Origin of the sequence: Streptomyces humi, assembly GCF_001005085.2 — a bacterium.
Classification (GTDB): domain Bacteria; phylum Actinomycetota; class Actinomycetes; order Streptomycetales; family Streptomycetaceae; genus Streptomyces; species Streptomyces humi.
Genome location: NZ_LBMU02000027.1, coordinates 30,556 through 56,304 on the forward strand (window position 1 = coordinate 30,556; position 25,749 = coordinate 56,304).

A 25,749-nucleotide genomic window follows, 5' to 3' on the forward strand; every position below is an offset into this window, starting at 1 on the left:
TATGCTCAGGGAATGACGACTTCCGAGACCTCCGGAACCGGCCCCACCGACCGCCCCGGCGGTACCGGCCCCACCGAGAACTCCATGCGTCGCGCCCTCAAACGCGCCCGGGACGGCGTCGCCCTCGACGTCGCCGAGGCCGCCGTGCTGCTCCAGGCGCGCGGTGAGGACCTGACCGACCTCGCCGCCTCCGCCGCCCGGGTGCGCGACGCGGGCCTCGCGGAGGCGGGCCGCCCCGGTGTCATCACGTACTCGAAGAGCGTCTTCATCCCCCTCACCCGCCTGTGCCGCGACAAGTGTCACTACTGCACGTTCGTCACCGTCCCCGGCAAGCTCCGCCGGGCTGGGCACGGGATGTTCATGTCCCCCGACGAGGTCCTCGACGTGGCCCGCAAGGGTGCGGCCCTCGGCTGCAAGGAAGCCCTGATCACCCTCGGCGACAAGCCCGAGGACCGCTGGCCGGAGGCGCGCGAATGGCTCGACGCGCACGGTTACGACGACACGATCGCCTACGTCCGCGCCATCTCCGTCCGCATCCTGGAGGAGACCGGCCTGCTGCCCCACCTCAACCCGGGCGTGCTGTCCTGGACGGACTTCCAGCGCCTGAAGCCGGTCGCTCCGTCGATGGGCATGATGCTGGAGACCACCGCGACCCGCCTCTGGTCCGAGCCCGGCGGCCCCCACCACGGCTCGCCGGACAAGGAACCCGCCGTCCGGCTGCGGGTCCTGGAGGACGCGGGCCGCTCCTCCGTCCCCTTCACCTCCGGGATCCTGATCGGCATCGGCGAGACGTACGAGGAGCGCGCCGAGTCGCTGTTCGCGCTGCGCCGCACCGCCCGCTCGTACCACGGCATCCAGGAACTGATCATCCAGAACTTCCGCGCCAAGCCGGACACGGCGATGCGCGGCATGCCGGACGCCGAGCTCGACGAACTGGTCGCGGCCGTGGCGGTGGCCCGGCTGGTGATGGGCCCGGCCGGCAACATCCAGGCCCCGCCGAACCTGGTGGACAGCGAGTACGAGCGCCTGATCGCCGCCGGGATCGACGACTGGGGCGGGGTCTCCCCGCTCACCATCGACCACGTCAACCCCGAACGCCCCTGGCCGCAGATCGAGGAACTGGCGGAGAAGTCCGCGGCGGCCGGTTTCGAACTGCGGGAACGTCTCTGCGTGTACCCGGAGTTCGTCCGCCGCGGCGAGCCCTGGCTGGACCCGCGGCTGCGCCCGCACATCGCCGCCCTGGCGGATCCGGAGACGGGACTCGCGGTCCCGGACGCGGTCGTCGAGGGGCACCCGTGGCAGGAGCCGGAGGAGGTCTTCGTCGCGACCGGCCGCACCGACCTCCACACCTCGATCGACTCCGAGGGCCGTACGGCCGACCGTCGCGACGACTTCGACGAGGTGTACGGCGACTGGGGCGCCCTGCGCGAGGCGGCGGCCCCCGGCATGGCACCGGAGCGCATCGACACGGACGTCCGCGAGGCCCTGGCGACCGCGGCCGACGACCCGACGCGGCTGACGGACGCCGAGGCCCTCGCCCTCTTCCACGCGGACGGCCCGGCGCTGGACGCGCTGACCCGGATCGCCGACGACGTACGGAGGTCGGCCGTCGGCGACGACGTGACATACATCGTCACCCGCAACATCAACTTCACCAACGTCTGCTACACCGGCTGCCGCTTCTGCGCCTTCGCGCAGCGCCGCACCGACGCCGACGCGTACACGCTCTCCCTGGACCAGGTCGCCGACCGGGCGCAGCAGGCGTGGGACGTCGGCGCGGTCGAGGTCTGCATGCAGGGCGGCATCCACCCGGACCTGCCCGGCACGGCCTACTTCGACATCGCGAAGGCGGTGAAGGACCGGGTCCCCGGCATGCACGTGCACGCCTTCTCCCCCATGGAGGTGGTGAACGGCGCGACCCGTACCGGCCTGTCGATCCGCGAGTGGCTGACGGCGGCGAAGGAGGCGGGCCTGGACACCATCCCCGGCACGGCCGCCGAGATCCTCGACGACGAGGTCCGCTGGGTCCTGACCAAGGGCAAACTTCCCACCGCCACCTGGATCGAGGTCGTCAGCACGGCCCACGAGGTCGGCATCCGGTCCTCCTCCACGATGATGTACGGCCATGTCGACCAGCCCCGCCACTGGCTGGGGCACCTGCGCACCCTGGCCGGGATCCAGCAGCGGACCGGCGGCTTCACGGAGTTCGTGACGCTCCCCTTCATCCACACCAACGCCCCCGTCTACCTGGCGGGCATCTCGCGGCCGGGCCCGACCATGCGCGACAACCGGGCGGTGACGGCGATGGCCCGGCTCCTCCTGCACCCGCACATCCCGAACATCCAGACGAGCTGGGTGAAACTGGGCGCGGAGGGTGCGGCGGAGATGCTCCGCTCGGGCGCCAACGACCTGGGCGGGACCTTGATGGAGGAAACGATCTCGCGGATGGCGGGGTCGTCGTACGGCTCGTACAAGTCGGTCCGTGACCTGATCGCGGTGGCGGAGGCGGCGGGGCGGCCGGCGAAGCCGCGTACGACGCTGTACGGCGAGGTGCCCGCGGAGCGGCGGCGGGCGGCGGAGGCCTCCGACGGGCACCTGCCGGAGCTGCTGCCGGTACTGGACTGAGGGCCGGGCCCCCGGGCAGGGCCCGGTAGGATGATCCGACCTCTGTCGTCTGTACAGGGGGCCTCACAGCGGAGGAGATACGTACCCGTGGCTGCCCTACTGCCCTCCTGGGTCACGGTCACCGGTCTGACGGCGGGGGCGACGGTGGCCGTCGTCTTCCTCGCCGTACAGGCCGAGCAGGGGCCGCACCCCGCGGCCGCGGCGGTCCGCCCGTCGGCGAGCGCGTCGGCGGGCGCCCATCCCTCCGCGTCACCGGCCCCGGCGAAGGCGCCCGCCGTTCCGGCGGCCTCCGGGACCGGCCGCCGGGTCGTCTACTCGCTCGGCGGCAAGCGGGTCTGGCTGGTCGACGCGAGCGACAAGGCGCTCCGCACGTTCACGGTGTGGCCGGGGACGGTGAGTCCCGACCCCGGCAGCTACAAGATCTCCAAGACCCTGGCGTCCACGACCGGCTCGGACGGCGTCCAGATCGAGCACATCCTCTACTTCGCCGCGAAGTCGGGTCTGTCGATCGCCTTCTCCAACGCGGTCGACGGCTCGTCCCCGCCGCCGGCCGCGGGCAAGCAGACCAGCGGCATCCGCATGCCGAAGGCCGACGGCACGGCCCTGTGGACGTTCGGCACGGAACCGGACACCAGGGTGACGGTGGTCAAGTGACCACCGAGCCGACGCCGCCCGCTCAGGCGGCTCCCTGTCCCTCCTGATCCGCCGGGCTCAACTGGACGACGAGCAGGGCGAGTCCGGTGAGGACCAGTACCCGCGTCGCGGCGTCCAGGCCGTTCCAGGTCTTCGACTGCCACATCGCGAACCACTCGCCGCCGATCCCGATGAACCCGGCGCCGAAGAGCAGCACGAGCATCAGCAGGCCGTAGGTGGACAGCCGGCGCGCGCGTGCGTCGTCGCGCCGGAACCACAGCACGGTCCCGGCGATCAGCACGAGCGCCGCCAGCGTCTCCCACACGATGACGGCGACGTAGGCCGCGTTCTCGAGACCCTTGTCCGTGACGGCCCGCCACATCAGGTCGTCGTCCTTGAACGTCGTGTCCATGGCCAGCACATGCTGGACGAACGCCTGGTTGGTGCCGAAGTCGGTGATGTTCCCGAAGGCGACGAGGGCGATGTAGAGGGCGACCGTGCCGGTGAGCACGGCGGCGGCGACGGAGAGCGCGCGGGGCGCGTGGGAGGTGGACATGACATCGTCCTTTCCCTGCCCCGGCCGATTACACCTCGTGGACGGGGCCCTGGAAGCGGTGCTCGAGCACTGCGACGCCGGCCCGGCGGACGGGACGCGACGTCCTCCTCACAGGTACTGCGCACACGCGTCCAGCACCCCCAGTACCGCCGCCTCCCCCGCCGGCGGCAGCTGCACCACGACCTCCTCGACGCCCAGCTCCGCGTAGTGCGCCAGCTTCCCGGGCGTCGGGAACACCGCGTACGGCACCACCTGGAGCGCGTCCGCGTCCCGCCCCGCGTCGGCCCACACCGAGCGGAGCACCGGCAGCGACTCCGACAGCCCGCGCCCCCCGATCGGCATCCACCCGTCCGCGTACTCCGCGATGTGCGCGAACAGCTTCGGCCCCGCGGCCCCGCCGACCAGCGTGCGCGGTCCGGCCACCGGCCCGCGCGGCTTCTGCACCGGCTTGGGGAACGCGGAGGACGCCCGTACGCTCCCGAACTCGCCCTCGTACGCGGTGGGTTCGGACGCCCACAGGGCCCGCATCAGCGCCATCCGGTCCCGGGCCAGCTCCCGCCGGGTCCCCCACCGCACCCCGTGGTCGGCGGCCTCCTCCACGTTCCAGCCGAATCCGACGCCGAGGGTGAAGCGGCCGCCGGACAGGTGGTCGAGCGTGGCGATCTGCTTGGCGAGGTCGATCGGGTCGTGCTGGGCGACCAGGGTGATGCCGGTGCCGAGGCCCAGGCGTTCGGTGACGGCGGCGGCCTGGCCGAGGGCGACGAAGGGGTCGAGGGTGCGGCCGTACTCGCGCGGCAGCTCCCCGCCCGCCGGGTACGGAGTGGTCCGCTCGACCGGGATGTGGGTGTGCTCGGGCAGGTACAGCCCGGCGAATCCGCGCGCCTCCAGCTCACGGGCGAGCCGGACGGGGGCGATGGTCTCGTCGGTGAGGAAGATCGTGACGGCTATACGCATGCCCCATCTGTACCGGGGGTGGCTCGATATGTCCATACCGACTGGTCGGCATCACCCGCCCCACCTTTCACACCGCTATGCACATGACATAAGGACTTCTGTGGATTCCCTGTCCTTCCGGGGGAGTTCACGTCCACCGGGGAGAGTGAGCCGTATGTGTGAGGACACGCACGACATCGGCAGACGCGCGCTGATCGTGACGGGCGCCACCGCAGCCCTTACGTTGGGAACCGTGAGCTTCGCGGCGGCGGACGGTCAGGGCCGGCAGACCCAGAGGACGGCGACGGTACGCGGCACCCTGCCGCCCGGCTGCCCGGACTTCGTCTACGTCCCGGTCGAAGTCCCCGCCGGGGTGAGGGAGATCAAGGTCTCCTACACCTACGACAGGCCGAGCGTCCCGGTCGGCACCACGGGCAACGCGCTCGACATCGGCCTCTTCGACCAGCACGGCACCGAGCTGGGCGGCAAGGGTTTCCGGGGCTGGTCCGGGGGCGCCCGCACGGAGTTCTTCGTCCGCGCCGACGACGCCACGCCCGGCTACATCCCCGGCCCCGTCGGCGCCGGCACCTGGCACATCGCTCTGGGCCCCTACACGGTCGCCCCGCAAGGACTGTCGTACGAGCTGACGATCACCCTGACCTACGGCGAACCCGGCACGCCCGTCCGCCCGGTCTACCCGCCGCAGCGCGCCGAAGGACGCGGCCGGGACTGGTACCGCGGCGACTGCCACCTGCACTCCTGGTACTCCGACGGCCGCCGCACCCCCGCCGAGATCGCCGCCCTCGCCCGCGCGGCCGGCCTCGACTTCATCAACTCCTCCGAGCACAACACGCACTCCGCGCACGCGCACTGGGCGGACCAGGCCGGCGACGACCTGCTGATCATGCTCGGCGAGGAGATCACGACCCGCAACGGACACGTGGTCGCCCTCGGCACCGACCCGGGCACCTTCGTCGACTGGCGCTACCGGGCCCGGGACAACCGCTTCGGCCGCTTCGCCCAGCAGATCCACAAGGCCGGCGGCCTGGTCGTACCGGCACACCCGCACGCCACCTGCGTGGGCTGCGCCTGGAAGTTCGGGTTCGGGGAGGCGGACGCCGTCGAGGTCTGGAACGGCCCCTACACCCCCGACGACGAGGTGGCCCTCGCCGCCTGGGACGCCACCCTGGTCGCCTCGGTGCGCGGCGACAGGCGGTGGCTGCCCGGCATGGGCAACAGCGACGCGCACCGCGACCCGGACGCGGTCGGCTCACCCCAGACGGTCGTCCTCGCCGACGACCTGAGCCGCGAGGCGATCCAGGCGGGCCTGCGCGCGGGCCGCTCCTACATCGCCGAGTCGAAGAACGTGACGCTGCGCTTCACGGCGACGGGCGGGCGGGGCGAACAGGCCGGGATCGGCGAACGCCTCGCGGTGGCCGCCGACACCCCGGTGACCGTCCGCCTGGAGGCCTCCGGGCTCCCCCGCTGCACGGTCCGCCTCGTCACCGACGAGGGCGTCCTGCTGACCAGCGACCCGCTGCCGGTGACCGGCTCGGGCACGGTGGAATGGCGGACCACCCCCTCCTACGCGGCCTACGTCCGCGCCGAGATCCGCCACGAGACGGCGGCGGGCCCCGTCCCCGGCGCCCTGGCCGCCCTGACCAACCCGATCTTCCTGGGGCGGTGACACGGCGCCGCAGACGGCAGACGGCAGACGGCAGACGGCAGACGGCAGAACTGTGAAGGAGCCGACATGTCCCCGCACCGCTGGCAGAAGTCGTCCTACTGCCAGGAAGGCGACGCCTGCGTCCACATATCCACCGGCCCCACCCTCGTCCGCATGGCCGACGCCGACCCGCCCCGCAACGTCCTCACCGTCGGCGCCAAGGCCTTCGGCGGTCTGCTCGATCTGCTGAAGTCTTCCGGCGGACGGTGAGTCGGGCCCACCGGCCGCCGGACGGCAGCGTCTCCGGATGCGGTCAGCGCACCGGCAGCGACCGGGTGTGCTCGATGCGGACGGCGTCCAGATCGCGCGGGTTCAGGCCGAGCAGCCGCAGCATCGTCGGCGCGATCTGCGTGGTCCGCACCGGGGCGTCGACGCGCACGGCGTGCGGGGTGCCGGCGCCGTAGACGACGAGCGGCACGTCGCGGTCGTCGGCGGCCGCCCCGCCGTGCTCGGCGATCTTCCCCTTGTCGCCGGTGTAGACCACGCCGTACCGGCTGATGCCGAACACGTCGGGCACGCGTGGGTCGCCGGGCCGGGCGTGGAAGTACCGGGCGGCGGCCGCACCGGCGTACACGGTCTTCAGGCCGCTCGCCGTGAACGGCTTGGCGGCTCCGTCGATGCCGTTGCCGGTGCCCGACTGGGCGAGCAGGTAGGCCTTGGCGAACTCGGCGGCGGCCTGCGAACGGTCGTTGAGCCACAGCAGCATGGCGTCGTCGTCCACGGCGTGGGCGACCAGGTCACCGGCGCCGGGGTGGGCGGCCTTCCAGGCGGCGTTCAGCCCGTCGAGCAGCGGCCCGTCGTCGATGCGGGTCAGCGCCTTCGGGTCAGTGGGCGACTGGCCGTGCTTCGAGGACAGGATGACGGTCGTGCTGCCGTCGAGGCCCCGCTGGTGGATCTCGGCGAGGAACGCCCCGACCTCCCGGTCGACGAAGGCGAGGTTCTTCGCGAGCAGCGGACCGGGGGTGCCGGGTGTGGTGTAACCGCCCGTCAGGCCGTCGGAGACCGGCAGCTTCTGGGCGGTGGACACGGACTGGAAGTTCATCCCGAAGACGGCCGGGACGCCGGTCCGGTGGGCGCCGCTGTGGTCGTGGCCGTCGATCTCGTTGAGGACGGCCTTCACCTTGTACGCGTCGTACTGCTCGGTGGCCGCGTTGTCCTTCGTCCAGTCCTGGCCGGCCGGGTAGCCGATGGCCTGGCTGTTGATCTCGGGGGCGAACAGGTCCTGGATGCCCTTGCCGGACGGCCCGTCGAGGATCTCGTAGGCGACGTGCTTGTCCGACCACGCGGTGCGCAGCCCGGCCTTGCGGGCGACGTCGAAGACCGTGTTCACCCTGAGGTAGGAGTGCGGGTAGACCGGCTTGCAGGTCTTCGGGTCGACGGGCAGCTTCGCCGGGTCGATGAGGCGGGCGGCGTCACCGGTCATGTGCAGGATGCTGCCGGGCAGGTTCGACAGGCCCTGGCCCGCGTCGAGGGAGTTCTTGTTCCTGTCGAGGTCCTCGGTGAGGTCGACCTCGGCGCCCGGCTTGGCGCCCGCGCAGTGCGTGGTGCCGGCCGGGAGCAGGGCGTTGCTGTAGGTGTCGTCGTAGTAGACGCCCGTGACGCCCGGGTCGCCGCCGGTCAGCTGGCCCACCATGCCGGGGAAGGAGTCGGAGGGGACGGTGGTTCTCGCGTGGGTGTACTCGACGCCGCCGGCGGCCAGGCGGGCGAGCGCGGACCGCGGGTGCCGGGCCACGTACCAGGCCAGGTCGGACTGGTGCAGGCCGTCGACCGACAACAGCAGGACGTGCCGGGAGCGGGACGCGGGGGAGGCCGCGGCGGGACCTGCTGTCGCGGCGGTCAGGCCGCCGACGGCGGCGAGCGCGGCGGCGGCGGCCGCGACAGGACGGAGGGGGTGTCGGAACACGGTGGTTCTCCTCGAAACTGTGCGGTGCTTGTGATCCTGCGGGAGGCGCACCGACATTCGAGAAGGAGAACGTGTACGGAACCGGACCTGCGTGCCCGATTCTGTCAAAGAACGTCATGTCGGCGCGCAAAGCCCACCGGCCTGTAGCCCACCTCGGAGGCAGAGGAACGATGTCCGACCGCAGATTCCGCATCACCACCGCTTTCCAGCGGCACGTCGCCAACCCGCTGACCAGGCTCATGCCCTTCCAGACGCTGCTGGAGACCACCGGGCGGGTGTCCGGGCGGGCCCGGCGAACGCCGTTGGGCGGGCGGCGGGTCGGGGACTCGTTCTGGCTGGTGTCGGAGTTCGGGACGAAGTCGCAGTACGTGCGGAACATCCAGGCCGATCCGCGGGTACGGGTGCGGATCGGCGGGCGGTGGCACCACGGCACCGCCCACCTGCTGCCCGACGACGACCCGGTCGCCCGGCTGCGCACGCTGCCGAAGGGCAACAGCGCGGCCGTGAAGGCCCTGGGCACCCAGCTCCTGACGATCCGGGTCGACCTCACCGACTAGGCAAGGGCCAGGTGCTCGGTGAGGCATCCAGATTTCTGCTTCTCCTGTGGGACGTAACCCGGCTGCCACAGCGTCTTCAGAATGTGGACGACGAACAGGATCTGGGATGAAGCGCCGGTACGAAGAGGAATTCATGGCGTTCGCCGCTGCGCGATCCGCACCTCTGTTCCGCTCTGCGTGTGTCCTCACCAGCGGTGATGTGCACCTCGCGGAGGACCTCGTGCAGGACACGCTGGGCCGCATGTACGCCAACTGGCGCAGGATCGCGCAGATAGACGACCCAGCGGCCTACACCCACACCGTCCTCGTACGGACCTACCTGTCCTACCGCCGTCGGCGCAGCAGCTCCGAGCAGCCCGTCGGCACCCTTCCGGACTCCGGTGCCGTCACCGAGCACGACGCCACGCTGCGGGTCACGTTGCTCGATGCCCTCGGCCGGCTCTCCGCCCGGGACCGGGCCGTGCTGCTCCTGCGCTACTGGGAGGACCGCAGCGTCGAGCAGACCGCCGCGGTCCTCCAGGTCCGGCCGGGCGCGGTACGCAACCAGAGCATGCGCGCGCTCACTCGGATCCGGGACCTCCTGGGCCACGACCTGACCGAGCTCGTCAGCCCCTGACCCGGTGCCGCGGCACCTACCGCGCCCTCATCACCGAACCCCCGAAACACGGTGCCCCGCCATGCCCATCGAAGAAGACTTCACCGAAGCCCTCCGCACCACCCTCCTGACCTTCGAGCCGCCCGCCACCCCGTCACTTGTACAGGCCGGAGTCCGCAACGGCCGGCGCAGGCGGCGACGCCGCGCCATGGCCGTCGGCCTGAGCGGAGCAGCCGTGCTCGCGCTCGTCGGGCTCGGCGCGGCGGCCGTTCCCGGGCTGCTGTCCGACGGACGAACAGGCCACCGCGCGATCGCCGGTCCTGCGGCCTCGGCCACAACCCCCTCGGCCACCGCATCCGCCACCCCGAAGCCGACGTTCACCGGGACACTGCCCGCCGACCGCGCCCTTGCCACCCTGGCCGCGCTGCTGCCGACCGGCCTGACCCGTTCGAGCCCACCCGGCGGCGGGCGGTCCGGCCAGCTGTGGGTGGACGACGGCCATGGCAAGTCACTGCTCGAAGTGCACGTCTCCCGGCAGACCTCCACCACCGCGATCCGCAGCCACGTCTTCGCCGGCACGACACCCCTGGCCGACGGAACCCTGATCGAGTCCCGGCAGACACCACCCGGAACGGGCCCCGGGCACGAGACGGTGAACGTCCTGCATCCTGACGGGCTCTACGTCACCCTCATGCAGTGGCAGGCGGCGAGCCAGAACGCCCCCTCGACCCGTTCTGCGCCGATCATGACACTGGCCCAACTGCGGGCCATCGCAACCAGCTCCCGGTGGCGGTGACGCCCGCGGCGGCCGTGCGGCGGGCCGACCCGGTCACGGCGGGCAGATCCACGGAGCCGGCACGGCTCCCTGGCCCGGTGCCCCCTCCGAACAAGCCGTACCCAACCCGACTTGCCTTCTGCGAGTCCCCCTTACGGGTTGTTCCGTCCGTCGCCTCCTGAAGGTACGAGGAAGTTCTCATGACGCAGCCCCTCAGATCGCGAAGGCACGCCATCGGCCGGACGAGGGCCGAGAAGGCGGATCCGGCGGAGTCGGCCGGCGGTGGCAGGGCTGCCGTGCGCAGAGCCGCCAAGAAGCCTGACAGAAGGCGCGCGCTCAAGATCGTCGGGCTGTTGCTCGGGTTCGTGCTGATCCTCGGCGTCGGCACTGCCGGGTACGCGTACTGGAGGCTGAACAGCAACATCAGGTCCGACGACCTGTCCGCCAACGGCAAGGACGGCGCCGGGCACGAGAAGATCGACGCGTTCGGACGCAGCCCGATCAACATCCTGGTCATCGGATCCGACGCCCGTGACAGCGCGGCGGACTGCAAGCTCGGGGGCGCCTGCGGAACGGCCGGCGGTGCCCGAGCGGACGTGGAGATGATCGTCCACATATCCGCCGACCGGTCCAATGCCACGGTGATGAGCATCCCCCGCGACCTGCGGACCGACTGGAGCGGCTGCCACGACCCGGGCCACCCGAGCATGCCGGCGCGCACTCGCGCGCAGATCAACTCGGCGCTGAACGGCGGCCCCGGGTGCAGCGTCGTCGCGGTGCACCAGCTCACCGGGATACCCATCGACCACTTCATGATGATCGATTTCGCCGGCGTGGTGGCGATGTCCAACGCGGTCGGCGGGACGCGCGTCTGCGTCAGCAAGAACGTCTACGACCCCTACAGCCACCTGAAGCTGAAGGAGGGGTCGCACACGCTGAAGGGTGACGCCGCGCTGGAGTTCGTGCGGACCCGGCACGGCTTCGGTGACTCCAGCGACAGCCGCGGCCGGACCGACGCCCAGCACATATTCCTCAACGCCCTCCTCAACCAGATGAAGAGCAGGGGCACGCTGAGCAGCCCGTCGAAGATGTGGGGCATGGCCAACGCCGCGACCAAGGCGCTGACCGTCGACAACGGCCTGGACTCCGCCGACAAACTCATCGGCCTGGCTCTCGACCTCGACAAGGTGCCCGCCGGCCGGATCACCTGGGCCACCATGCAGACCCAGGACGTCGACCTGCCGGGTGGCGGGTCCGAGACGCTGATCGGCCCCGGGGCCAAGGAGTTGTTCAAGACCATCGCGGACGACGAGTCGCTCACCGCGTCCACCAGGAAGAAGGGCTCCCCCTCGGCGAACGCCGACCCGATCTCCGCCGCCTCGGTCGCCGTCCACGTCGAGAACGGCACGGGGGTGTACCACCGGGGGGTGGCGATCGCCCAGGCGCTGATCGACCAGGGCTTCAGCAAGGAGACCGACTCGGGAAACGGGACCTTCTCGACCGCCACCTCGCTGACCTACCCGGCCGGGCGGAAGGCACAGGCCCAGGCGGTCGCCAAGGCGCTGGGCCTCCCGTCCAGGGCGGTCGAGCAGGGCACCGGTTCCCGGATCGTGCTGCTCATCGGCACCGACTGGACGACCGGCGAGACCTTCCCCGGCGGGGAGCCGACTCCGGCGCAGGTCGACACCCAGGTGGCTCTGAACGGCTCCCACCAGCAGACCGGCGACACCGAGAAGTGCGCGACGGTCAGCCCCTACGACGACGTCATCGGGCTGGACGCCAACGGCATGCCCACCAGTGAGGACCACCCGCCGTCAAGTACCTCCCCGACCGAGGCGTACGCCCTCGCCAGGAACGTGAAGGACTCCGCGCCGTGAGCCACCGGGCCCCCGACAGCCGGCCGAAGAGACACCGCCTGGTTCAGCTGGCGGCCTTGTAGAACGCGTATGTCGCCGAGTACGGCACCGAGACCTGGTCCGTGCCGGCGCACGCGGCGGCCGGGGCCACCCCGCCCTCCGTGTCCAGGCGCTGGACGTAGGTGACGCCCTCGAAGGTGCCGGCGCCGCGGGTGGCCGTGGCCTTCAGGAGCAGTTCGGGGACGGCGCCGTCCTTGGGGGAGTTGGCGATCGCCGAGGCGTTCACCGCGCTGCCGTCGACGGTGGAGACCCACACCGGGCCACGGGAGTGCAGGGCGACCGGGCGGTGGGCGCGGTCCCGCCGGTCGGAGAGGGTGGCGGCGGGCTCCAGGAGCTTCCAGGCGCCGTCGGTGCAGGTGTAGGTCTGTACGCCGTGCGCGGAGTAGACGCCGGTCAGCCTGTTGCCGTCGGGCACCGCGAGGGCGGCGGGGGCGTGGACGGCCGGGAGGTGGGCGGGCCGGGCGGAGTACGCCTGGACGGCGGTCGTACCCAGCACGGTGGCGGCCGCGGTGGCGGCGACGGCCGTGGTGGTCAGGGCGATTCTCTTGGCGAGCTTCATGGAGTGGTCTCCAGGGATTCCGTGCGTGTTCGAGGAAGGGAACGGCCGGACGTCGACCGATCGGAAACCGGCCGGTCCCCTTGTGCCCAGGACGCTACGGATCCGCTCCCTCCCGTGGAGCCGCTTTCACGATCTCTGCCCGCCGGGGACACCTCCCCGGGCCCCAAGGGGCACGTGACCGGCCGGTAACACCTCATCCCGGCCAGACGATCGCCTGTACCTCGCTGTAGGCGTGCAGCGCGTACGAGCCGACGTCCCGGCCCACCCCGCTCTTCTTGAACCCGCCGAACGGAGCCTCCATGTTCCGGCCCACCGTGTTGATCCCGACCCCGCCGGCCCGCAGCCGGCGCGCCACCCGGAAGGCGCGGGCCACGTCCCCCGACCAGACGTAGTCGATGAGGCCGTAGTCGGAGTCGTTGGCGAGGGCGATGCCCTCCTCCTCGTCGTCGAAGGGGATGACGGAGACGACCGGGCCGAAGATCTCCTCACGGGCCGCCCGCATGTCGTTGCCGCAGTCGGCGAGGAGGGTGGGCGCGACGTAGAAACCCCGCTCCAGCGGCGGGCGTTCACCGCCCGCGACCACCGTCGCCCCCTCCTTGCGGGCGAGTTCGACGTACGACTCGACGCGCGCCCGGTGCTCGGCGGAGATGACCGGTCCCACCACCGTGTCCGGCGCCGCCGGGTCCCCCACCGGCAGCCGGCCCGCGTACGCGGCGAGCCCGGCCACCAGCCGGTCGTACAGGCCGCGCTGCACCAGCACCCGGGTGGGCGCCGTACAGATCTGCCCGCTGTAGAAGGAGAAGGTGGTGCCGATCCCGGCGACCGCCGAACCGACGTCCGCGTCGTCGAGGACGACCGCCGCGCCCTTGCCGCCCAGCTCCATCAGCTGCCGTTTCATGTCCCGCCCGCACACCTCGGCGATGCGCTGCCCTACGGCCGTGGACCCGGTGAAGCTGACCATGTCGACGTCCGGGGAGGCGACGGCCGCCTCGCCGACCGCGGTGGACCGGCCGGACACCACGTTCAGCACGCCCGGCGGGACGCCCGCCGCCTCCAGCGCCTCCGCCATCCGGTAGACGGACAGGGGGTCCTGCGGGGCGGGTTTCACCACCACCGTGTTGCCCATGGCCAGCGCGGGCGCGACCTTGCCCGCCGGGTTGGCCCAGGGGTTGTTGTACGAGGTGATGCAGCTGACCACCCCGACCGGCTGCCGTACGGCCAGCGCGCCCATCACCCCGGCCTTCCCCATCGGGCCGGCCTCGTTGATCTGCGGCGGGACCGCCCACTCGGCGGGCTCGACGGTCGCGTAGCGCCGGAACCGGGCCACGGCCACGCCCACCTGCATCGCCCGCGCCGTCCCGGTGGTCGCCCCGGTCTCGGCCCGCGCCAGCTCCGTGTACGGCCCCATCCGCTCCCGGATGACGCCGGCGGCCCGGCCCAGCACCGCGGCCCGTTCGGCCGCCGGTGTCCGCGACCAGGCCGTGAACGCCTCCCGGGCGGCGGCGCAGGCGGCCAGCACCTGCTCCTCGGAGGCCTCGGGCGCCCAGCCGACGGTCTCCTCGGTCGCCGGGTCGACCACCGCGTAGTGCCCGGCGTCCGGCTCCACCCAGGCGCCCCCGACGAACAGCCGCTGCCGGCCGGCCGCCTCGCTCACCGGGTGCTCACCGTCCTGGTGTCCCGCCCGGACCGCAGCACCGTCCCGGGTACGGCCCCGCTCACCACGTCGTCCCGGATGGCCTCGACGCCGTTGACCCAGACCGCGCGCACGCCGATCGCCTTCGAGTCCAGGCGCGGGCTGTCTCCCGGCAGGTCGTGCACCAGGGTGGCCTGGCCGGCGGCGATCCGCTCCGGGTCGAAGAGCACCAGGTCGGCATGGAAGCCCTCCGCGATCCGTCCGCGCTCCCGCAGTCCGAAGAGGCGGGCGGGATCGTCGGTCAGCATCTTCACGGCCTGTTCGAGACCGAGCAGCTTCCGGCCGCGCAGACAGTCCCCGAGGAACCGGGTGGTGTACGGCGCCCCGCACATCCGGTCCAGGTGCGCCCCCGCGTCGGACCCGCCGAGCAGGACGTCCTCGTGCCGCCAGGTCTCGGCGCGCAGCGCCCAGGAGGCGGGGTCGTTGTCGGTGGGCATGGGCCACAGGACGGTACGGAGGCCGTCGGCGGCGCAGATCTCGACCAGGCAGTGGAAGGGGTCCTGCCCGCGCTCCCGCGCGATGTCCTTGACGACCCGCCCGGTGAGCCCGGCGTTGGCCTCGCTGTAGGTGTCCCCGATGACGTACCGCCCGAAGTTCGCCAGCCGCCGGAAGACCCCGGCCTCCTTGGAGTGGGCGCGTTCCAGCATCCCGGCGCGCACCTCGGGATCGCGCAGCTTCTCGATCCGCTCCGGGACCGGCAGCCCGAGGACCGGCCCCCATCCGGGGATCAGGTTCAGTGCGCAGAAGGTCCCCAGTGACATGTTCATCGGCGTGAGGATGGGCATGGTCAGCGCCACGACCCTGCCGCCCGCCTTCCGGGCCCGCTCGCTCGCCTGGAGCTGCCGGGGGACCCGCTCGGGCACGGCGGCGTCCACCGTCAGCACGTTCCAGTTCAGGGGCCGTCCGGCCACCGCGCTCATTTCGGCGAACAGGTCGATCTCGGCGTCGCTGAACTGGTCCAGGCAGCCGGCGACGATCGCCTCGATCTGCGTCCCCTCGTGCTCGCCGACGGCCTTGGCGAGGGCCAGCAGTTCGGCGGGGCGTGCGTGCCGGGAGGCCACGGGCTGCCCGTCCCCGTCCGAGTGGGTGCTGGACTGGGTGGTGGAGAAGCCCCACGCCCCCGCGTCCATGGCGTCGTGCAACAGCCCGACGATCTGGTCGAGTTGTTCCTCGCTGGGCTGTCCGCCCACCGCGTCGGCGCCCATCACGTACCGGCGCAGGGCGCAGTGCCCCACCATGAAACCGGCGTTGACGGCGATCCGTCCCTCGAGGGCGTCCAGGTACTCCCCGAAGGAGTTCCAGCTCCAGGGTGCCCCCTCCTCCAGGGCGACCAGCGACATCCCCTCGACCCTGGACATCATGCGCCGGGTGTAGTCGGCGTCGTCGGGGCGGGCCGGGTTCAGGGGCGCGAGGGTGAACCCGCAGTTCCCGGCGGCGACCGTGGTCACCCCGTGGTTCAGGGAGGGGGTCGCGTACGGGTCCCAGAACAGCTGCGCGTCGTAGTGCGTGTGCGGGTCGACGAACCCGGGAGCGAGGACGAGCCCCGTGGCGTCCTCGCTGGTGCGGGATTCCCCGGTGACGGTTCCGATGACGGCGATCCGCCCGTCACGGACACCGACGTCGGCGACGTAAGCGGGCGCGCCGGTGCCGTCGACGACTGTCGCCCCTTTTATGACGTGATCGAGCATTGGGCTCACCTCTTGGTATGCGGCAGGACTGCTTGCCTAGGGGCGCGGGGAACTGCGCGACCAGCCACAACGCACCCGCACCCGCCGGCGCACGCTCAAGCCCCCTGACGGAACCGCGTCGTCCGGTGCACCGGATCCGTGTCGATCTTCGGAATCACGTGCTCCCCGATCAGCCGGATCGTCTGCATCGTCTCCTCCTTCGGCACCCCCACCGGCAGCCCGAAGCTCAGCTGGTCGGCCCCGGCCTGCTCCCACCGCTTGCACTGCCGCAGCACCTCGTCGGGGTCGCCGCAGATCAGCAGCTCCTCCTCGACGAGCAGTTCGACGAACTCGGGGGTGTACTCGGGCAGCGTCTCCGGCCACACCGGGAACCCCTCGGGCCGCGGGAAGGTGTCGTGGTACCGGAACACCAGCGAGGGCAGGTAGTGCAGCCCGCCGGACGCCGCGATCCGGATCGCCTCGTCGTGGGTGGGCGCGCAGATCGCGGTCGTCGTCACCATCACGTTGTCGTTGACGAAGTCCCCGACCGGCTCGGCGTCCACGATCGCCGTCTTGTACTGCTCCAGCACCCACTCCATGTCGGAGACCTTCTGGATGCTGAACCCGAGAACCCCCAGCCCCTTCTTCGCCGCCATGGCGTACGACGGCGGCGACCCGGCCGCGTACCACATCGCCGGGTGGGACTTCCCGTACGGCTTGGGCAGCACCTTGCGCGGCGGCAGCTGCCAGTGCTTGCCCTGGAAGCCGGCGTACTCGTCCTGGAGCCACATCTTGGGGAACTCGGCGATGGTCTCCTCCCAGATCTCCTTCGTGTAGTTCATGTCGGTCACCCCGGGGATGAACCCGAGGATCTCGTGGGAGCCGGCGCCCCGCCCGCTGCCGAACTCGAAGCGGTTGCCGCTGAGATGGTCGAGCATGGCGACCTTCTCGGCGACCTTCACCGGGTGGTTGACCTGGGCGAGGGGGTTGAAGATCCCGGAGCCGAGGTGGATCCGCTCGGTGGCGTGGGCCAGATACCCCAGGTACACGTCGTTCGCGGAGAGGTGCGAGTACTCGTCCAGGAAGTGGTGCTCGGAGGCCCAGGCGTACTTGAAGCCGGACCTGTCCGCCTCGATGACGTACTCGGTCTCCTCCATCAGTGCCTTGTGCTCGGCAAGCGGGTCGGTCTCGGCGCGCTTGCCCACGTATCCCTGTACAAAGAGCCCGAATTCCAAGGCGGTTCACCGTCCCATGTCCAGGTGGGTGGTCCCTATGAGTCCTACGCACTTTCTGACGTCACGTCAGAAACGTCAATAGCTGACGAGCCGTCAGATGACACTGACCCCGGCCAGCCATCCCCCGTCGATCACGAACGGCTGCCCGGTGATGTACGACGAGTCGTCCGAGGTCAGGAACAGGGCCAGCCGGGCCACCTCCTCGGCCCGCCCGATCCGCCCGAGCGGCACGAGCTTGCGGTACAGCTCGTCCAGGGCACGGCTCATCTCCGCCGGATCGGCGTCCGGGTCCAGCCGCGCCGGGTTGGACATCGCGGTGTCGACGGCGCCGGGGCAGATCGCGTTGACGCGGATCCCCCGGTCGGCCAGCTCCAGCGCGGCGACCCGGGTGAGCCCGAGCACCGCGTGCTTGGTCGCGGTGTACGACCCCACTGCCGCCATCCCGGTCAGCGCGGTGTAGGAGGCCGTGTTCACGATGGTCCCGCCGTCGGCCAGCTCCGGCGCCACCGTCTTCATGCCGAGGAAGCAGCCGACCTGGTTGACCTGCACGACCTGCATGAACTCCTCGAGCGGGGTGTCCACGAGGGCGTTGAAGCGCAGGATGCCCGCGTTGTTGACCAGCCCGTCGAGCCGCCCGTACGCCTTCTTCGCGGCGGCGACGGCGGCCTGCCACTCCTGCTCCACGCCCACGTCCAGGTGGACGTAGCGCGCCCCTATCTCCTTGGCGAGCGCCTCGCCGAGGTCGTCCAGGACGTCCGCCACGACCACGCGCGCGCCCTCCGCCACGAAGAGCCGCGCCTCCTGCTCGCCCTGTCCGCGGGCCGCCCCGGTGACGATGACGACCCGCCCGTCCAGCTTGCCCATGCCACGCACTCCTCAGGTCAGGTGGGGCGCTACCTCGGCCCCGAACGCCTCTATCTGGTCGATGAGTTCGGCGCGGCTCCGGCTGCGGAACCGCACCTGGAGCTGGTGCACGCCCATCGCGCCGTAGGCCCGCAGCGACTCGGCCAGGGCGTCGGGGCCGCCACTGAGGGTGCGGCGGCCCACGTCCCAGCCGGGTGTGCCGACGTACAGCGGCTCGGTGATCGTGCCGACGGTGACCGGCTCCTCGATCCCGGCCTCCGCGCGCAGCCGCCGCAGCCGGTCGATCTGGGCCGGCAGCCGGTCCCTCGGGTCGCCCTGCGGCAGCCAGCCGTCTCCCTTGAGCGCGGCCCGGCGCACGGCCGCCGGCGAGGACCCGCCGACCCACACCGGTACCCGCGCCTGGGCGGGTCGGGGCCGCTGGCCGAGCCCCTCGAAGTCGTAGAACTTGCCGTGGTGGGCGGGGAACTCGTCAGGTCCCAGGGCCGCCCGCAGCGCGTCGACCGCCTCGTCGAGCACGGCGCCGCGCTGCCGGAAGTCCACGCCCAGCACCTCGAACTCCTCCCGGACGTGCCCGGCGCCGACCCCGAGGATCAGGCGTCCGCCGGAGAGGTGGTCGAGGGTCGCGTACTGCTTGGCGGAGAGCAGCGGGTGGCGCAGGCCCACGACGGCGACATGGCTGAGCAGCCGCACCCGCTCCGTCACCGCGGCCAGGTGGGCCAGGGTGGCGACCGGGTCGTACCAGACGGTGCTCATCGCGTCGGCCAGCCGGTGCGGGATCGCCACGTGGTCGCAGACGGCGAGGTAGGCGAAGCCGGCCCGGTCCACGGCCCGCGCGATCTCGACCAGGTCGGCGGCGCCCGCCCCGGCCTCCCAGCGCTCCGCGTAGAGGGTGGACTGGGACTGGACGGGGAGCTGGATGCCGTAGTCGGTCACCGCGGACCGCCCCACAGACCCTCCGGGGTGAGGCCCAGCAGGTCGATCGCGTTGCCCCGTACGATCCGCTCCACCACGTCCGGGGCGAGGTGGCCCATCTGGGCCTCGCCGACCTCCCGGGACTTCGGCCAGGTGGAGTCGGAGTGCGGGTAGTCGGTCTCGTAGAGGACGTTGCCGAGGCCGATGGCGTCGAGGTTCCTCAGGCCGAAGGCGTCGTCGAAGAAGCAGCCGTAGACGTGGTCGGCGAAGAGCTCGGAGGGCGGCCGTGTGACCTTGTCGGCGACCCCGCCCCAGGCCCGGTTCTCCTCCCAGACGACGTCGGCGCGTTCCAGGATGTAGGGGATCCAGCCGATCTGGCCCTCCGCGTACATCACCCTCAGGTTCGGGAAGCGCTCGAACTTGCCGCTCATCAGCCAGTCGACCATCGAGAAGCAGCAGTTGGCGAAGGTGATGGTGGAACCGACGGCGGGCGGGGCGTCCGGCGACGTGGACGGCATCCGGCTGCTGGAGCCGATGTGCATGGCGACGACCGTGCCGGTCTCGTCGCAGGCGGCGAGGAAGGGGTCCCAGGCGTCGGTGTGGACGGAGGGCAGCCCCAGGTGCGGGGGTATCTCGGAGAAGGCGACGGCGCGGACCCCGCGGGCCGCGTTGCGGCGGACCTCGGCGGCGGCCAGTCCGGCGTCCCAGAGCGGGATGAGGGTCAGCGGGATCAGGCGGCCCCGGGCCTGCGGGCCGCACCACTCCTCCACCATCCAGTCGTTGTAGGCCCGGACGCAGAGCAGGGCCAGTTCGCGGTCCGCGGCCTCGGTGAAGGTCTGCCCGCAGAAACGCGGGAAGGTGGGGAAGCAGAGGGCGGACTGGACGTGGTTGACGTCCATGTCGGCGAGCCGCCGCGGCACGTCCCAGGAGCCCGCCCGCATCTGCTCGTACGTGATCACCTCGAGCTTGATCTCGTCGCGGGAGTAGCCCACCGCGGTGTCGAGGCGGGTGAGCGGGCGGTGCAGGTCCTCGTAGATCCACCAGTCGCCGATCGGGCCGTCCTCGCCCGGGTCGCCCATGACGGGCTTGAACCGGCCGCCGAGGAAGCTCATTTCGCGCAGCGGGGCGCGGACGATGCGCGGTCCGGTGTCCAGGTACTTCTTCGGGAGGCGGGACTGCCAGACGTCCGGCGGCTCCACGGTGTGGTCGTCGACGGAGATGATCAGCGGGAGGGTGCCGTCCTGGATGTCGTCACGGGTGTCCATGGCGCTCACGGTAGCGCCGATCTGACGAACCGTCAGCTGTCAGAGTGACGGTTCATCAGGCTTGCGCACGGGCCCGGCGGAGCCCCCGGAAGAATCGTTCCGTCTTCAGTCCGGCCTGTTCACGGAGGCCGTCGCGGTGTGAAGACTCTGTGGACCACCGCGTGTCGCCCTGTGATCGGTGTCTCGCCCGGCTGACGCAACCCGCCTGAACAAGGCAAACTGACGGGGTGAGTCGGGTCTCTAGGGGGACGGGCATGGACGGTGGACCGCGGGTACCGGAGCAGCGGCGCCCCTCCTCCGCGGCGGAGGCGGCGGCGGTGCGCTTCAGCGTGCTCGGTCCGGTGCGCGCCTGGCGTGCGAAGGAGTCGCTCAACACCGGCTCCCCGCAGCAACGCGCACTGCTCGCCGCCCTGTTGCTGCGCGAGGGCCGCACGGCCACCGCGGCCGAGCTGATCGACGCGCTGTGGGGAACCGAACCGCCGTCGCAGGCACTGGCGGCGGTCCGCACCTACGCCTCCCGGCTGCGCAAGGTCCTGGACCCCGGGGTCCTGGTCAGCGAGTCCGGCGGATACGCGGTACGGGGGCTCGGCGAGGGCGCCCTGGACCTGGCGGCCGCGCAGGACCTGGCGGCGGAGGCGGAGAAGGCGCGCGGCACCGGAGACCTGTCCCAGGCCCGTGACGTACTGAACCGGGCGCTCGCCCTGTGGGACGGCGAACCGCTGGCGGGCGTCCCCGGCCCGTACGCCGACGCGCAGCGGGCCCGCCTGGAGGAGTGGCGCCTGCAACTCCTGGAGTCCCGGCTGGACATGGATCTGGAGCAGGGCTGCCACGCGGAGGCGGTGTCCGAACTGACGGCACTGACCGCGGCGCACCCGCTCCGCGAGCGGCTCCGCGAACTGCTCATGCTCGCCCTGTACCGCAGCGGCCGGCAGGCGGAGGCCCTCGCGGTCTACGCCGACACCCGCCGTCTGCTCGCCGAGGAACTGGGTGTGGACCCGCGGCCCGGCCTGCGCGAGCTCCAGCAGCGGATCCTCCAGGCCGACCCGGGGCTGGCGGAGCCGTCGTCCCCGGCCTCGGAGACGCCGGTCGTCCCGGTCCGCCCGGCCCAGCTCCCGGCCACCGTGCCCGACTTCACCGGCCGTTCCGCCTTCGTCGCCGAGCTGGGCGAGGTGCTGGCCTCGGCGGAGGGCCGGGTGATGGCGGTGTCCGCGCTGGCCGGGATCGGCGGCGTCGGCAAGACGACCCTCGCGGTCCACGTGGCCCACCAGGCACGGTCCGCCTTCCCGGACGGCCAGCTGTACGTGGACCTCCAGGGCGCGGGCGCGCGGGCGGCGGAACCGGAGACGGTCCTCGGCTCCTTCCTGCGCGCCCTGGGCACGCCGGACTCCGCGATCCCCGACTCCCTCGACGACCGCGCGGCCCTGTACCGCTCGGTCCTGGACGGCCGGCGGGTCCTCGTCCTGCTCGACAACGCGAAGGACGCGGCCCAGGTACGGCCGCTGCTGCCGGGCACCGAGGGCTGCGCGGCACTGGTCACCTCCCGGGTCCGGATGGTCGACCTGGCCGGGGCGCATCTGGTCGACCTGGACGTGATGTCCCCCGACGAGGCGCTCCAGCTCTTCACGCGGATCGTCGGCGAGGAACGGGTGGCCGCGGAGCGCGAGTCGGCCCTGGACGTGGTGGCGGCCTGCGGCTTCCTCCCGCTGGCGATCCGCATCGCCGCGTCCCGCCTCGCGGCCCGCCGCACCTGGACGGTGTCGGTGCTGGCGGCGAAGCTCGCCGACGAACGCCGCCGGCTGGACGAACTCCAGGCCGGCGACCTCGCGGTGAAGGCGACCTTCGAACTGGGCTACGGCCAGCTGGAACCGGCCCAGGCCCGCGCCTTCCGCCTGCTGGGCCTGGCCGACGGCCCCGACATCTCGCTGGCGGCGGCCGCGGCGGTCCTCGCGCTCCCGTCGGAGGACACCGAGGACCTGCTGGAGTCCCTGGTCGACACCTCCCTGCTGGAGTCGGCGGCCCCGGGCCGCTACCGCCTGCACGACCTGGTCCGCCTCTACGCACGCGCGTGCGCGGAACGCGACGAACAGCCCCCGGGCGAGCGGGAAGCGGCGATATCCCGCCTCCTGGACTTCTACCTGGCCACGGCGGCGGGGGTGTACGCGATCGAACGGCCGGGCGACCGGACCGTGGAGCACCTGGAGCCGACCGGGTACCCCGGGCTCTCCTTCACGAGCCACCGCGCGGCACTGGACTGGCTGTACGCCGAGGCCGACTGCCTGCTGGCCTGTGCGCGGCAGTCCGTCCGCGGCGGCAGGCTGCGCGGCGCGATCGACCTGCTGTGGGTGGTCAAGGACCTCGCCGAGTCCGGAGCCAACGCCCGTGACTACGAGGTGGCGGCCACGGCGGTGCGGGACGCCGCCCAGACGCAGGCCGATCCGCTGGCCGAGGGCCGGGCCCGGATGGCGATCACCAACGTCCACCTCGTCGCCGGGCGGTTCGATCTGGCCGACGAGGAGGCCGCGCAGGCCATGAGACTGGCTGCGGCGACCAGGGATCCGCTGCCCAGCGGCGTCACACCGAACGACCGGGGGATCATCGCGCTCTACCAGGGTCGCCACCACGACGGCGAGGCCCACCTGAACGTGGCCATCGCCAACTACCGCGCCGACGGCAACCGGCCGGGCGAGGCCAGCGCCCTGTGCAACCTGTCCCGCATCCAACTGGCCACCGGCCGCGTCGCCGAGGCGGTCCGGCTGGCCGGTGAGGGTGTGGCGATCTACGACACCCTCGGGCACACCCTCAGAGGCGCGAACGCCCGGTACGCGCTGGGACTCGCCCTGACCCAGTCCGGGCAGCCGGACCAGGCCCTGGACTGCCTGGACGACGCCCTGAGCGTCTTCCAGGAGAGCCGACAGCGCCTCTGGGAGGGCATGACCATCTTCCGTATGGCGGAGGTGCACCTGTGGGCACACCGCCCCGCCCAGGCCGCCACGATGGCGGAGCAGTCACTGTCCCTGCTGCGTGGCATCGGAGGTGAGTGGCGGCACGCGAACGTGCTCACCGTCCTGGGCCGCAGCCTGCGCGACATCGGGCACTCCGACCGGGCCCGTGCCTGCTGGCGCGAGGCGCTGTCGGTGTTCGAGCAACTGGGCGCCCACGAGGCCGACGAGGTGCGCGCCCTGCTCGAACCGACGGCGGCTGCCTGACCTGCGCCGCAACACGTTCATCGTTCGTTTATCGGCACCCGCCATCCTCGATTCATCGGTCCGGCGCGTCGGGGGGCAGGCGGATCGACACGGCAGGCCCACCCGTTAGGGTGACGGCCGCCGCGCCTGTCCGGCAGCACCCGGGGGAGCTGCCGGACAGGCCTTGCCTACTTTTACGCAGAGGAGCACAACCGATGAGCGACGAGAAGACGAGCCAGTCGGTCACCACGCCCGACGAGAACCACGCGACCGACGTCGAGTCCGTGGTGGCGCTGGAGAACCACGCGACCGGTGCGGAGAAGGCGGTCCTGAAGAACAGCACCGCCGACACCGAGGACGTCGTGGCGCTGGAGAACCACGCGACCGGTGCGGAGAAGGCGCTGCTGGAGAACCACGCCACCACCGAGGCCGCGGGCTGAACCACGACCAGGGGGAACACCGGCCGCGGCGGCGCCGAGGGGGAGCCGCCGCGGCCGAGGTGTGTGCCGGGGGCGGGGCGTGCTGCGGGGCGGGGGTCCCTCAGGCGCACCGCCCCCGCAGTTCGCCCTTGACCACCTTCCCGCTCGCGTTGCGCGGGAGTTCCGCCACGAAGTCGATCGTCCTCGGGACCTTGTAGTTCGCCATCTCGCGGCGGGCCCAGGCGATCAGGTCGTCGCCGGTCAGCAGGGCGCCGGGGCGGCGGACCACGAACGCCCTGCCGACCTCGCCGAGACGGGCGTCCGGCACGCCGATCACCGCCACGTCGGCCACGTCCGGGTGCAGGCCGAGCAGTTGCTCTATCTCCGCCGGGTACGCGTTGAAGCCGCCGACGATGAACATGTCCTTCAGCCGGTCGGTGATGCGGAGGTTGCCCGCCGCGTCCAGGATCCCGACGTCGCCGGTGCGCAGCCAGCCGTCCGGCGTCAGCGTCGCGGCCGTCGCCGCCGGGTCCTCGTAGTAGCCGCGCATCACGTTGAAGCCCCGGACCAGTACCTCCCCGGTCTCGTCGACCCGCACCTCCGTCCCGGGTATCGCCCGGCCCGACGTCGACGCGATCACCGTCGGGTCGTCGCCCCGGCGGCACATCGTCACGATCCCGCTCGCCTCCGAGAGGCCGTAGGCGGTGAGGACCGTCTCGACGCCGAGCTCACCGCGCAGGCGTTCCACGAGCCGCAGGGGTACGACGGCGGCTCCGGTCACCACCAGGCGCAGCGCGGAGAGGTCGTGGGCGGCGCGTGCCGGGTGGTCCAGGAGGGACTGGTGGAGGGTCGGGGGGCCGGGCAGCACCGACACCCGTTCCGCGGCCACGTTGGCCAGGGCCGTCGCCACGTTGAACACCGGCTGCGGGATCATCGTCGCGCCGCGCATCAGGCAGGCGATCACCCCGGCCTTGTAACCGAAGGTGTGGAAGAAGGGGTTGACGATCAGGTAGCGGTCGTCGGCGCGCAGACCCGCCAGGTCCGCCCACACCTCGTAGGCCCGCAGGGTCTGCGCATGTGTGATCATCGCTCCCTTGGGGCGGCCGGTCGTCCCCGAGGTGAAGACGATGTCGGAGAGGCAGTCGCCGTCCAACCCGGCCGCTCTGGACGCGACTTCGCCGTCACCGACTCCTTCGCCCGCCGCCAGGAAGTCCTTCCAGGTGCGGAAGTCGGCGGGCGCGTCCTCGGCCAGCACCACCACGTCCCGCAGGTCCGGCAGACCGGGCAGCGGGCCGGTCCCGGCCCCCTCCCCCGCCGCCCGGCGCAGCGACGCCACGTACGAGGTCCCCAGGAACGTGCCGGTCACGAACAGCAGCCGGGCCCCGCTGCGACGCAGCACGTCCGCGGCCTCCGCGCCCTTGAAGCGGGTGTTCAGCGGGACCAGCACCCCGCCCGCCGACACCGCGCCCAGCGCCGCGACGATCCACTCCAGGGAGTTCGGCGCCCAGATGCCCACCCGGTCGCCCGTGCCGACACCGGCGGCCAGGCAGGCGGCCGCCGACCGTTCGACCCGGGCACCCAGTTCGGCGTAGCTGATCCGGGTCCTGCCGTCCACCACCGCCTCGGCGTCCGCGTACCGCCTCGCCGCCGACCGCACCAGCCCCGGAACGGTCCCCCACTCCATGTCACCGCGCACAACCGACCTCCCCGGACGCATAGCTGACTGACCGT

Annotated in this window: 21 protein-coding genes; 10 read left to right on the plus strand and 11 right to left on the minus strand. The window is 72.1% G+C overall.

All coding sequences use genetic code 11. The features are described 5' to 3' along the window. Positions 1-12 precede the first annotated feature (12 nt). Both AAW13_RS12325 and AAW13_RS12330 read left to right on the plus strand, forming a co-directional pair. Entirely contained in the window at positions 13-2,625 is a 2,613-nt protein-coding gene (locus AAW13_RS12325; RefSeq protein WP_046732717.1) for a bifunctional FO biosynthesis protein CofGH, read from the plus strand. 87 nt (positions 2,626-2,712) lie between these two features. Further along, positions 2,713-3,279: a hypothetical protein gene (locus AAW13_RS12330; RefSeq protein ID WP_071659515.1), complete on the plus strand. Its 567-nt coding sequence runs from the start codon at positions 2,713-2,715 to the stop codon at positions 3,277-3,279. A 22-nt stretch (positions 3,280-3,301) separates the two neighbouring features. On the opposite strand, the gene AAW13_RS12335 is transcribed toward AAW13_RS12330, so the two are convergent. Next, positions 3,302-3,814, minus strand: coding sequence for a DUF2165 domain-containing protein (locus AAW13_RS12335; protein WP_046732715.1), 513 nt, complete (start codon positions 3,812-3,814; stop codon positions 3,302-3,304). 108 nt (positions 3,815-3,922) lie between these two features. After that, on the minus strand, positions 3,923-4,768 hold the full coding sequence (locus tag AAW13_RS12340; protein ID WP_046732714.1) for an LLM class F420-dependent oxidoreductase: 846 nt from the start codon (positions 4,766-4,768) through the stop codon (positions 3,923-3,925). A 154-nt stretch (positions 4,769-4,922) separates the two neighbouring features. Here AAW13_RS12340 and AAW13_RS12345 point away from each other — a divergent pair, with 154 nt between their 5' ends. Both AAW13_RS12345 and AAW13_RS12350 read left to right on the plus strand, forming a co-directional pair. Continuing rightward, entirely contained in the window at positions 4,923-6,434 is a 1,512-nt protein-coding gene (locus AAW13_RS12345; protein WP_046732713.1) for a CehA/McbA family metallohydrolase, read from the plus strand. A gap of 66 nt (positions 6,435-6,500) precedes the next feature. Then, entirely contained in the window at positions 6,501-6,683 is a 183-nt protein-coding gene (locus tag AAW13_RS12350; protein ID WP_046732712.1) for a DUF397 domain-containing protein, read from the plus strand. Positions 6,684-6,726: 43 nt separating this feature from the next. On the opposite strand, the gene AAW13_RS12355 is transcribed toward AAW13_RS12350, so the two are convergent. After that, a complete protein-coding gene (locus AAW13_RS12355; protein ID WP_046732711.1) occupies positions 6,727-8,376 on the minus strand; it encodes an alkaline phosphatase family protein in 1,650 nt (549 codons plus the stop codon). Between the two features lie 170 nt (positions 8,377-8,546). On the opposite strand from AAW13_RS12355, the gene AAW13_RS12360 reads away from it, so the two are divergent. The 4 genes from AAW13_RS12360 (at position 8,547) to AAW13_RS12375 (ending at position 12,180) form a co-directional block, all read left to right on the plus strand. Next, on the plus strand, positions 8,547-8,933 hold the full coding sequence (locus AAW13_RS12360; RefSeq protein ID WP_046732710.1) for a nitroreductase/quinone reductase family protein: 387 nt from the start codon (positions 8,547-8,549) through the stop codon (positions 8,931-8,933). Between the two features lie 106 nt (positions 8,934-9,039). Next, entirely contained in the window at positions 9,040-9,549 is a 510-nt protein-coding gene (locus AAW13_RS12365) for a SigE family RNA polymerase sigma factor (RefSeq protein ID WP_046732709.1), read from the plus strand. 61 nt (positions 9,550-9,610) lie between these two features. Continuing rightward, complete coding sequence (locus AAW13_RS12370; protein ID WP_046732708.1) at positions 9,611-10,324, plus strand: hypothetical protein; 714 nt, start codon at positions 9,611-9,613, stop codon at positions 10,322-10,324. Positions 10,325-10,503: 179 nt separating this feature from the next. Further along, positions 10,504-12,180, plus strand: coding sequence for an LCP family protein (locus AAW13_RS12375; protein WP_079178791.1), 1,677 nt, complete (start codon positions 10,504-10,506; stop codon positions 12,178-12,180). Between the two features lie 43 nt (positions 12,181-12,223). Here the strand turns inward: AAW13_RS12375 and AAW13_RS12380 are convergent, their stop codons facing one another. The 7 genes from AAW13_RS12380 to AAW13_RS12410 all read right to left on the minus strand — a co-directional run bounded on the left by AAW13_RS12380 (position 12,224) and on the right by AAW13_RS12410 (position 20,414). Continuing rightward, positions 12,224-12,778 (minus strand): DUF3455 domain-containing protein, encoded by a 555-nt coding sequence (locus tag AAW13_RS12380; RefSeq protein WP_046732707.1) that lies wholly within the window; start codon positions 12,776-12,778, stop codon positions 12,224-12,226. 193 nt (positions 12,779-12,971) lie between these two features. Next, positions 12,972-14,432 (minus strand): aldehyde dehydrogenase family protein, encoded by a 1,461-nt coding sequence (locus tag AAW13_RS12385; protein ID WP_046732706.1) that lies wholly within the window; start codon positions 14,430-14,432, stop codon positions 12,972-12,974. Then, positions 14,429-16,159 carry an N-acyl-D-amino-acid deacylase family protein gene (locus AAW13_RS12390; protein WP_046732705.1) on the minus strand — a complete coding sequence of 577 codons (1,731 nt, stop codon included), beginning with the start codon at positions 16,157-16,159 and terminating at the stop codon, positions 14,429-14,431. The genes AAW13_RS12385 and AAW13_RS12390 overlap by 4 nt, the downstream gene beginning before the upstream one ends. Before the next feature lie 95 nt (positions 16,160-16,254). Beyond that, a complete protein-coding gene (locus AAW13_RS12395) occupies positions 16,255-17,373 on the minus strand; it encodes an LLM class flavin-dependent oxidoreductase (protein ID WP_071659516.1) in 1,119 nt (372 codons plus the stop codon). A gap of 93 nt (positions 17,374-17,466) precedes the next feature. Further along, positions 17,467-18,237: an SDR family NAD(P)-dependent oxidoreductase gene (locus AAW13_RS12400; RefSeq protein WP_046732703.1), complete on the minus strand. Its 771-nt coding sequence runs from the start codon at positions 18,235-18,237 to the stop codon at positions 17,467-17,469. Between the two features lie 12 nt (positions 18,238-18,249). Next, positions 18,250-19,170 (minus strand): LLM class F420-dependent oxidoreductase, encoded by a 921-nt coding sequence (locus AAW13_RS12405; RefSeq protein ID WP_079178802.1) that lies wholly within the window; start codon positions 19,168-19,170, stop codon positions 18,250-18,252. Beyond that, a complete protein-coding gene (locus AAW13_RS12410; RefSeq protein ID WP_107483306.1) occupies positions 19,167-20,414 on the minus strand; it encodes an amidohydrolase family protein in 1,248 nt (415 codons plus the stop codon). Before AAW13_RS12410 ends, AAW13_RS12405 begins: the two co-directional genes overlap by 4 nt. Positions 20,415-20,668: 254 nt before the next feature. Here AAW13_RS12410 and afsR point away from each other — a divergent pair, with 254 nt between their 5' ends. Further along, positions 20,669-23,620: an SARP-family global regulator AfsR gene (gene afsR / locus AAW13_RS12415; protein WP_046732700.1), complete on the plus strand. Its 2,952-nt coding sequence runs from the start codon at positions 20,669-20,671 to the stop codon at positions 23,618-23,620. Positions 23,621-23,814: 194 nt separating this feature from the next. After that, entirely contained in the window at positions 23,815-24,039 is a 225-nt protein-coding gene (locus AAW13_RS12420; RefSeq protein WP_046732699.1) for a hypothetical protein, read from the plus strand. A 100-nt stretch (positions 24,040-24,139) separates the two neighbouring features. Here AAW13_RS12420 and AAW13_RS12425 read toward each other — a convergent pair whose 3' ends face one another. Beyond that, a complete protein-coding gene (locus tag AAW13_RS12425; RefSeq protein ID WP_079178803.1) occupies positions 24,140-25,702 on the minus strand; it encodes a FadD3 family acyl-CoA ligase in 1,563 nt (520 codons plus the stop codon). Positions 25,703-25,749: the final 47 nt, after the last annotated feature.

Excerpts from the sequence above, each read along its gene's own strand:
- AAW13_RS12390 (WP_046732705.1), bottom strand. The coding sequence starts at position 16,159 with ATGCTCGATCACGTCATAAAAGGGGCGACAGTCGTCGACGGCACCGGC.
- AAW13_RS12410 (WP_107483306.1), bottom strand. The coding sequence starts at position 20,414 with ATGGACACCCGTGACGACATCCAGGACGGCACCCTCCCGCTGATCATC.
- afsR (WP_046732700.1), top strand. The coding sequence starts at position 20,669 with ATGGACGGTGGACCGCGGGTACCGGAGCAGCGGCGCCCCTCCTCCGCG.
- AAW13_RS12380 (WP_046732707.1), bottom strand. The coding sequence starts at position 12,778 with ATGAAGCTCGCCAAGAGAATCGCCCTGACCACCACGGCCGTCGCCGCC.
- AAW13_RS12335 (WP_046732715.1), bottom strand. The coding sequence starts at position 3,814 with ATGTCCACCTCCCACGCGCCCCGCGCGCTCTCCGTCGCCGCCGCCGTG.
- AAW13_RS12365 (WP_046732709.1), top strand. The coding sequence starts at position 9,040 with ATGAAGCGCCGGTACGAAGAGGAATTCATGGCGTTCGCCGCTGCGCGA.
- AAW13_RS12345 (WP_046732713.1), top strand. The coding sequence starts at position 4,923 with ATGTGTGAGGACACGCACGACATCGGCAGACGCGCGCTGATCGTGACG.
- AAW13_RS12400 (WP_046732703.1), bottom strand. The coding sequence starts at position 18,237 with ATGGGCAAGCTGGACGGGCGGGTCGTCATCGTCACCGGGGCGGCCCGC.
- AAW13_RS12420 (WP_046732699.1), top strand. The coding sequence starts at position 23,815 with ATGAGCGACGAGAAGACGAGCCAGTCGGTCACCACGCCCGACGAGAAC.
- AAW13_RS12370 (WP_046732708.1), top strand. The coding sequence starts at position 9,611 with ATGCCCATCGAAGAAGACTTCACCGAAGCCCTCCGCACCACCCTCCTG.
- AAW13_RS12425 (WP_079178803.1), bottom strand. The coding sequence starts at position 25,702 with ATGGAGTGGGGGACCGTTCCGGGGCTGGTGCGGTCGGCGGCGAGGCGG.
- AAW13_RS12375 (WP_079178791.1), top strand. The coding sequence starts at position 10,504 with ATGACGCAGCCCCTCAGATCGCGAAGGCACGCCATCGGCCGGACGAGG.
- AAW13_RS12325 (WP_046732717.1), top strand. The coding sequence starts at position 13 with ATGACGACTTCCGAGACCTCCGGAACCGGCCCCACCGACCGCCCCGGC.
- AAW13_RS12340 (WP_046732714.1), bottom strand. The coding sequence starts at position 4,768 with ATGCGTATAGCCGTCACGATCTTCCTCACCGACGAGACCATCGCCCCC.
- AAW13_RS12350 (WP_046732712.1), top strand. The coding sequence starts at position 6,501 with ATGTCCCCGCACCGCTGGCAGAAGTCGTCCTACTGCCAGGAAGGCGAC.
- AAW13_RS12360 (WP_046732710.1), top strand. The coding sequence starts at position 8,547 with ATGTCCGACCGCAGATTCCGCATCACCACCGCTTTCCAGCGGCACGTC.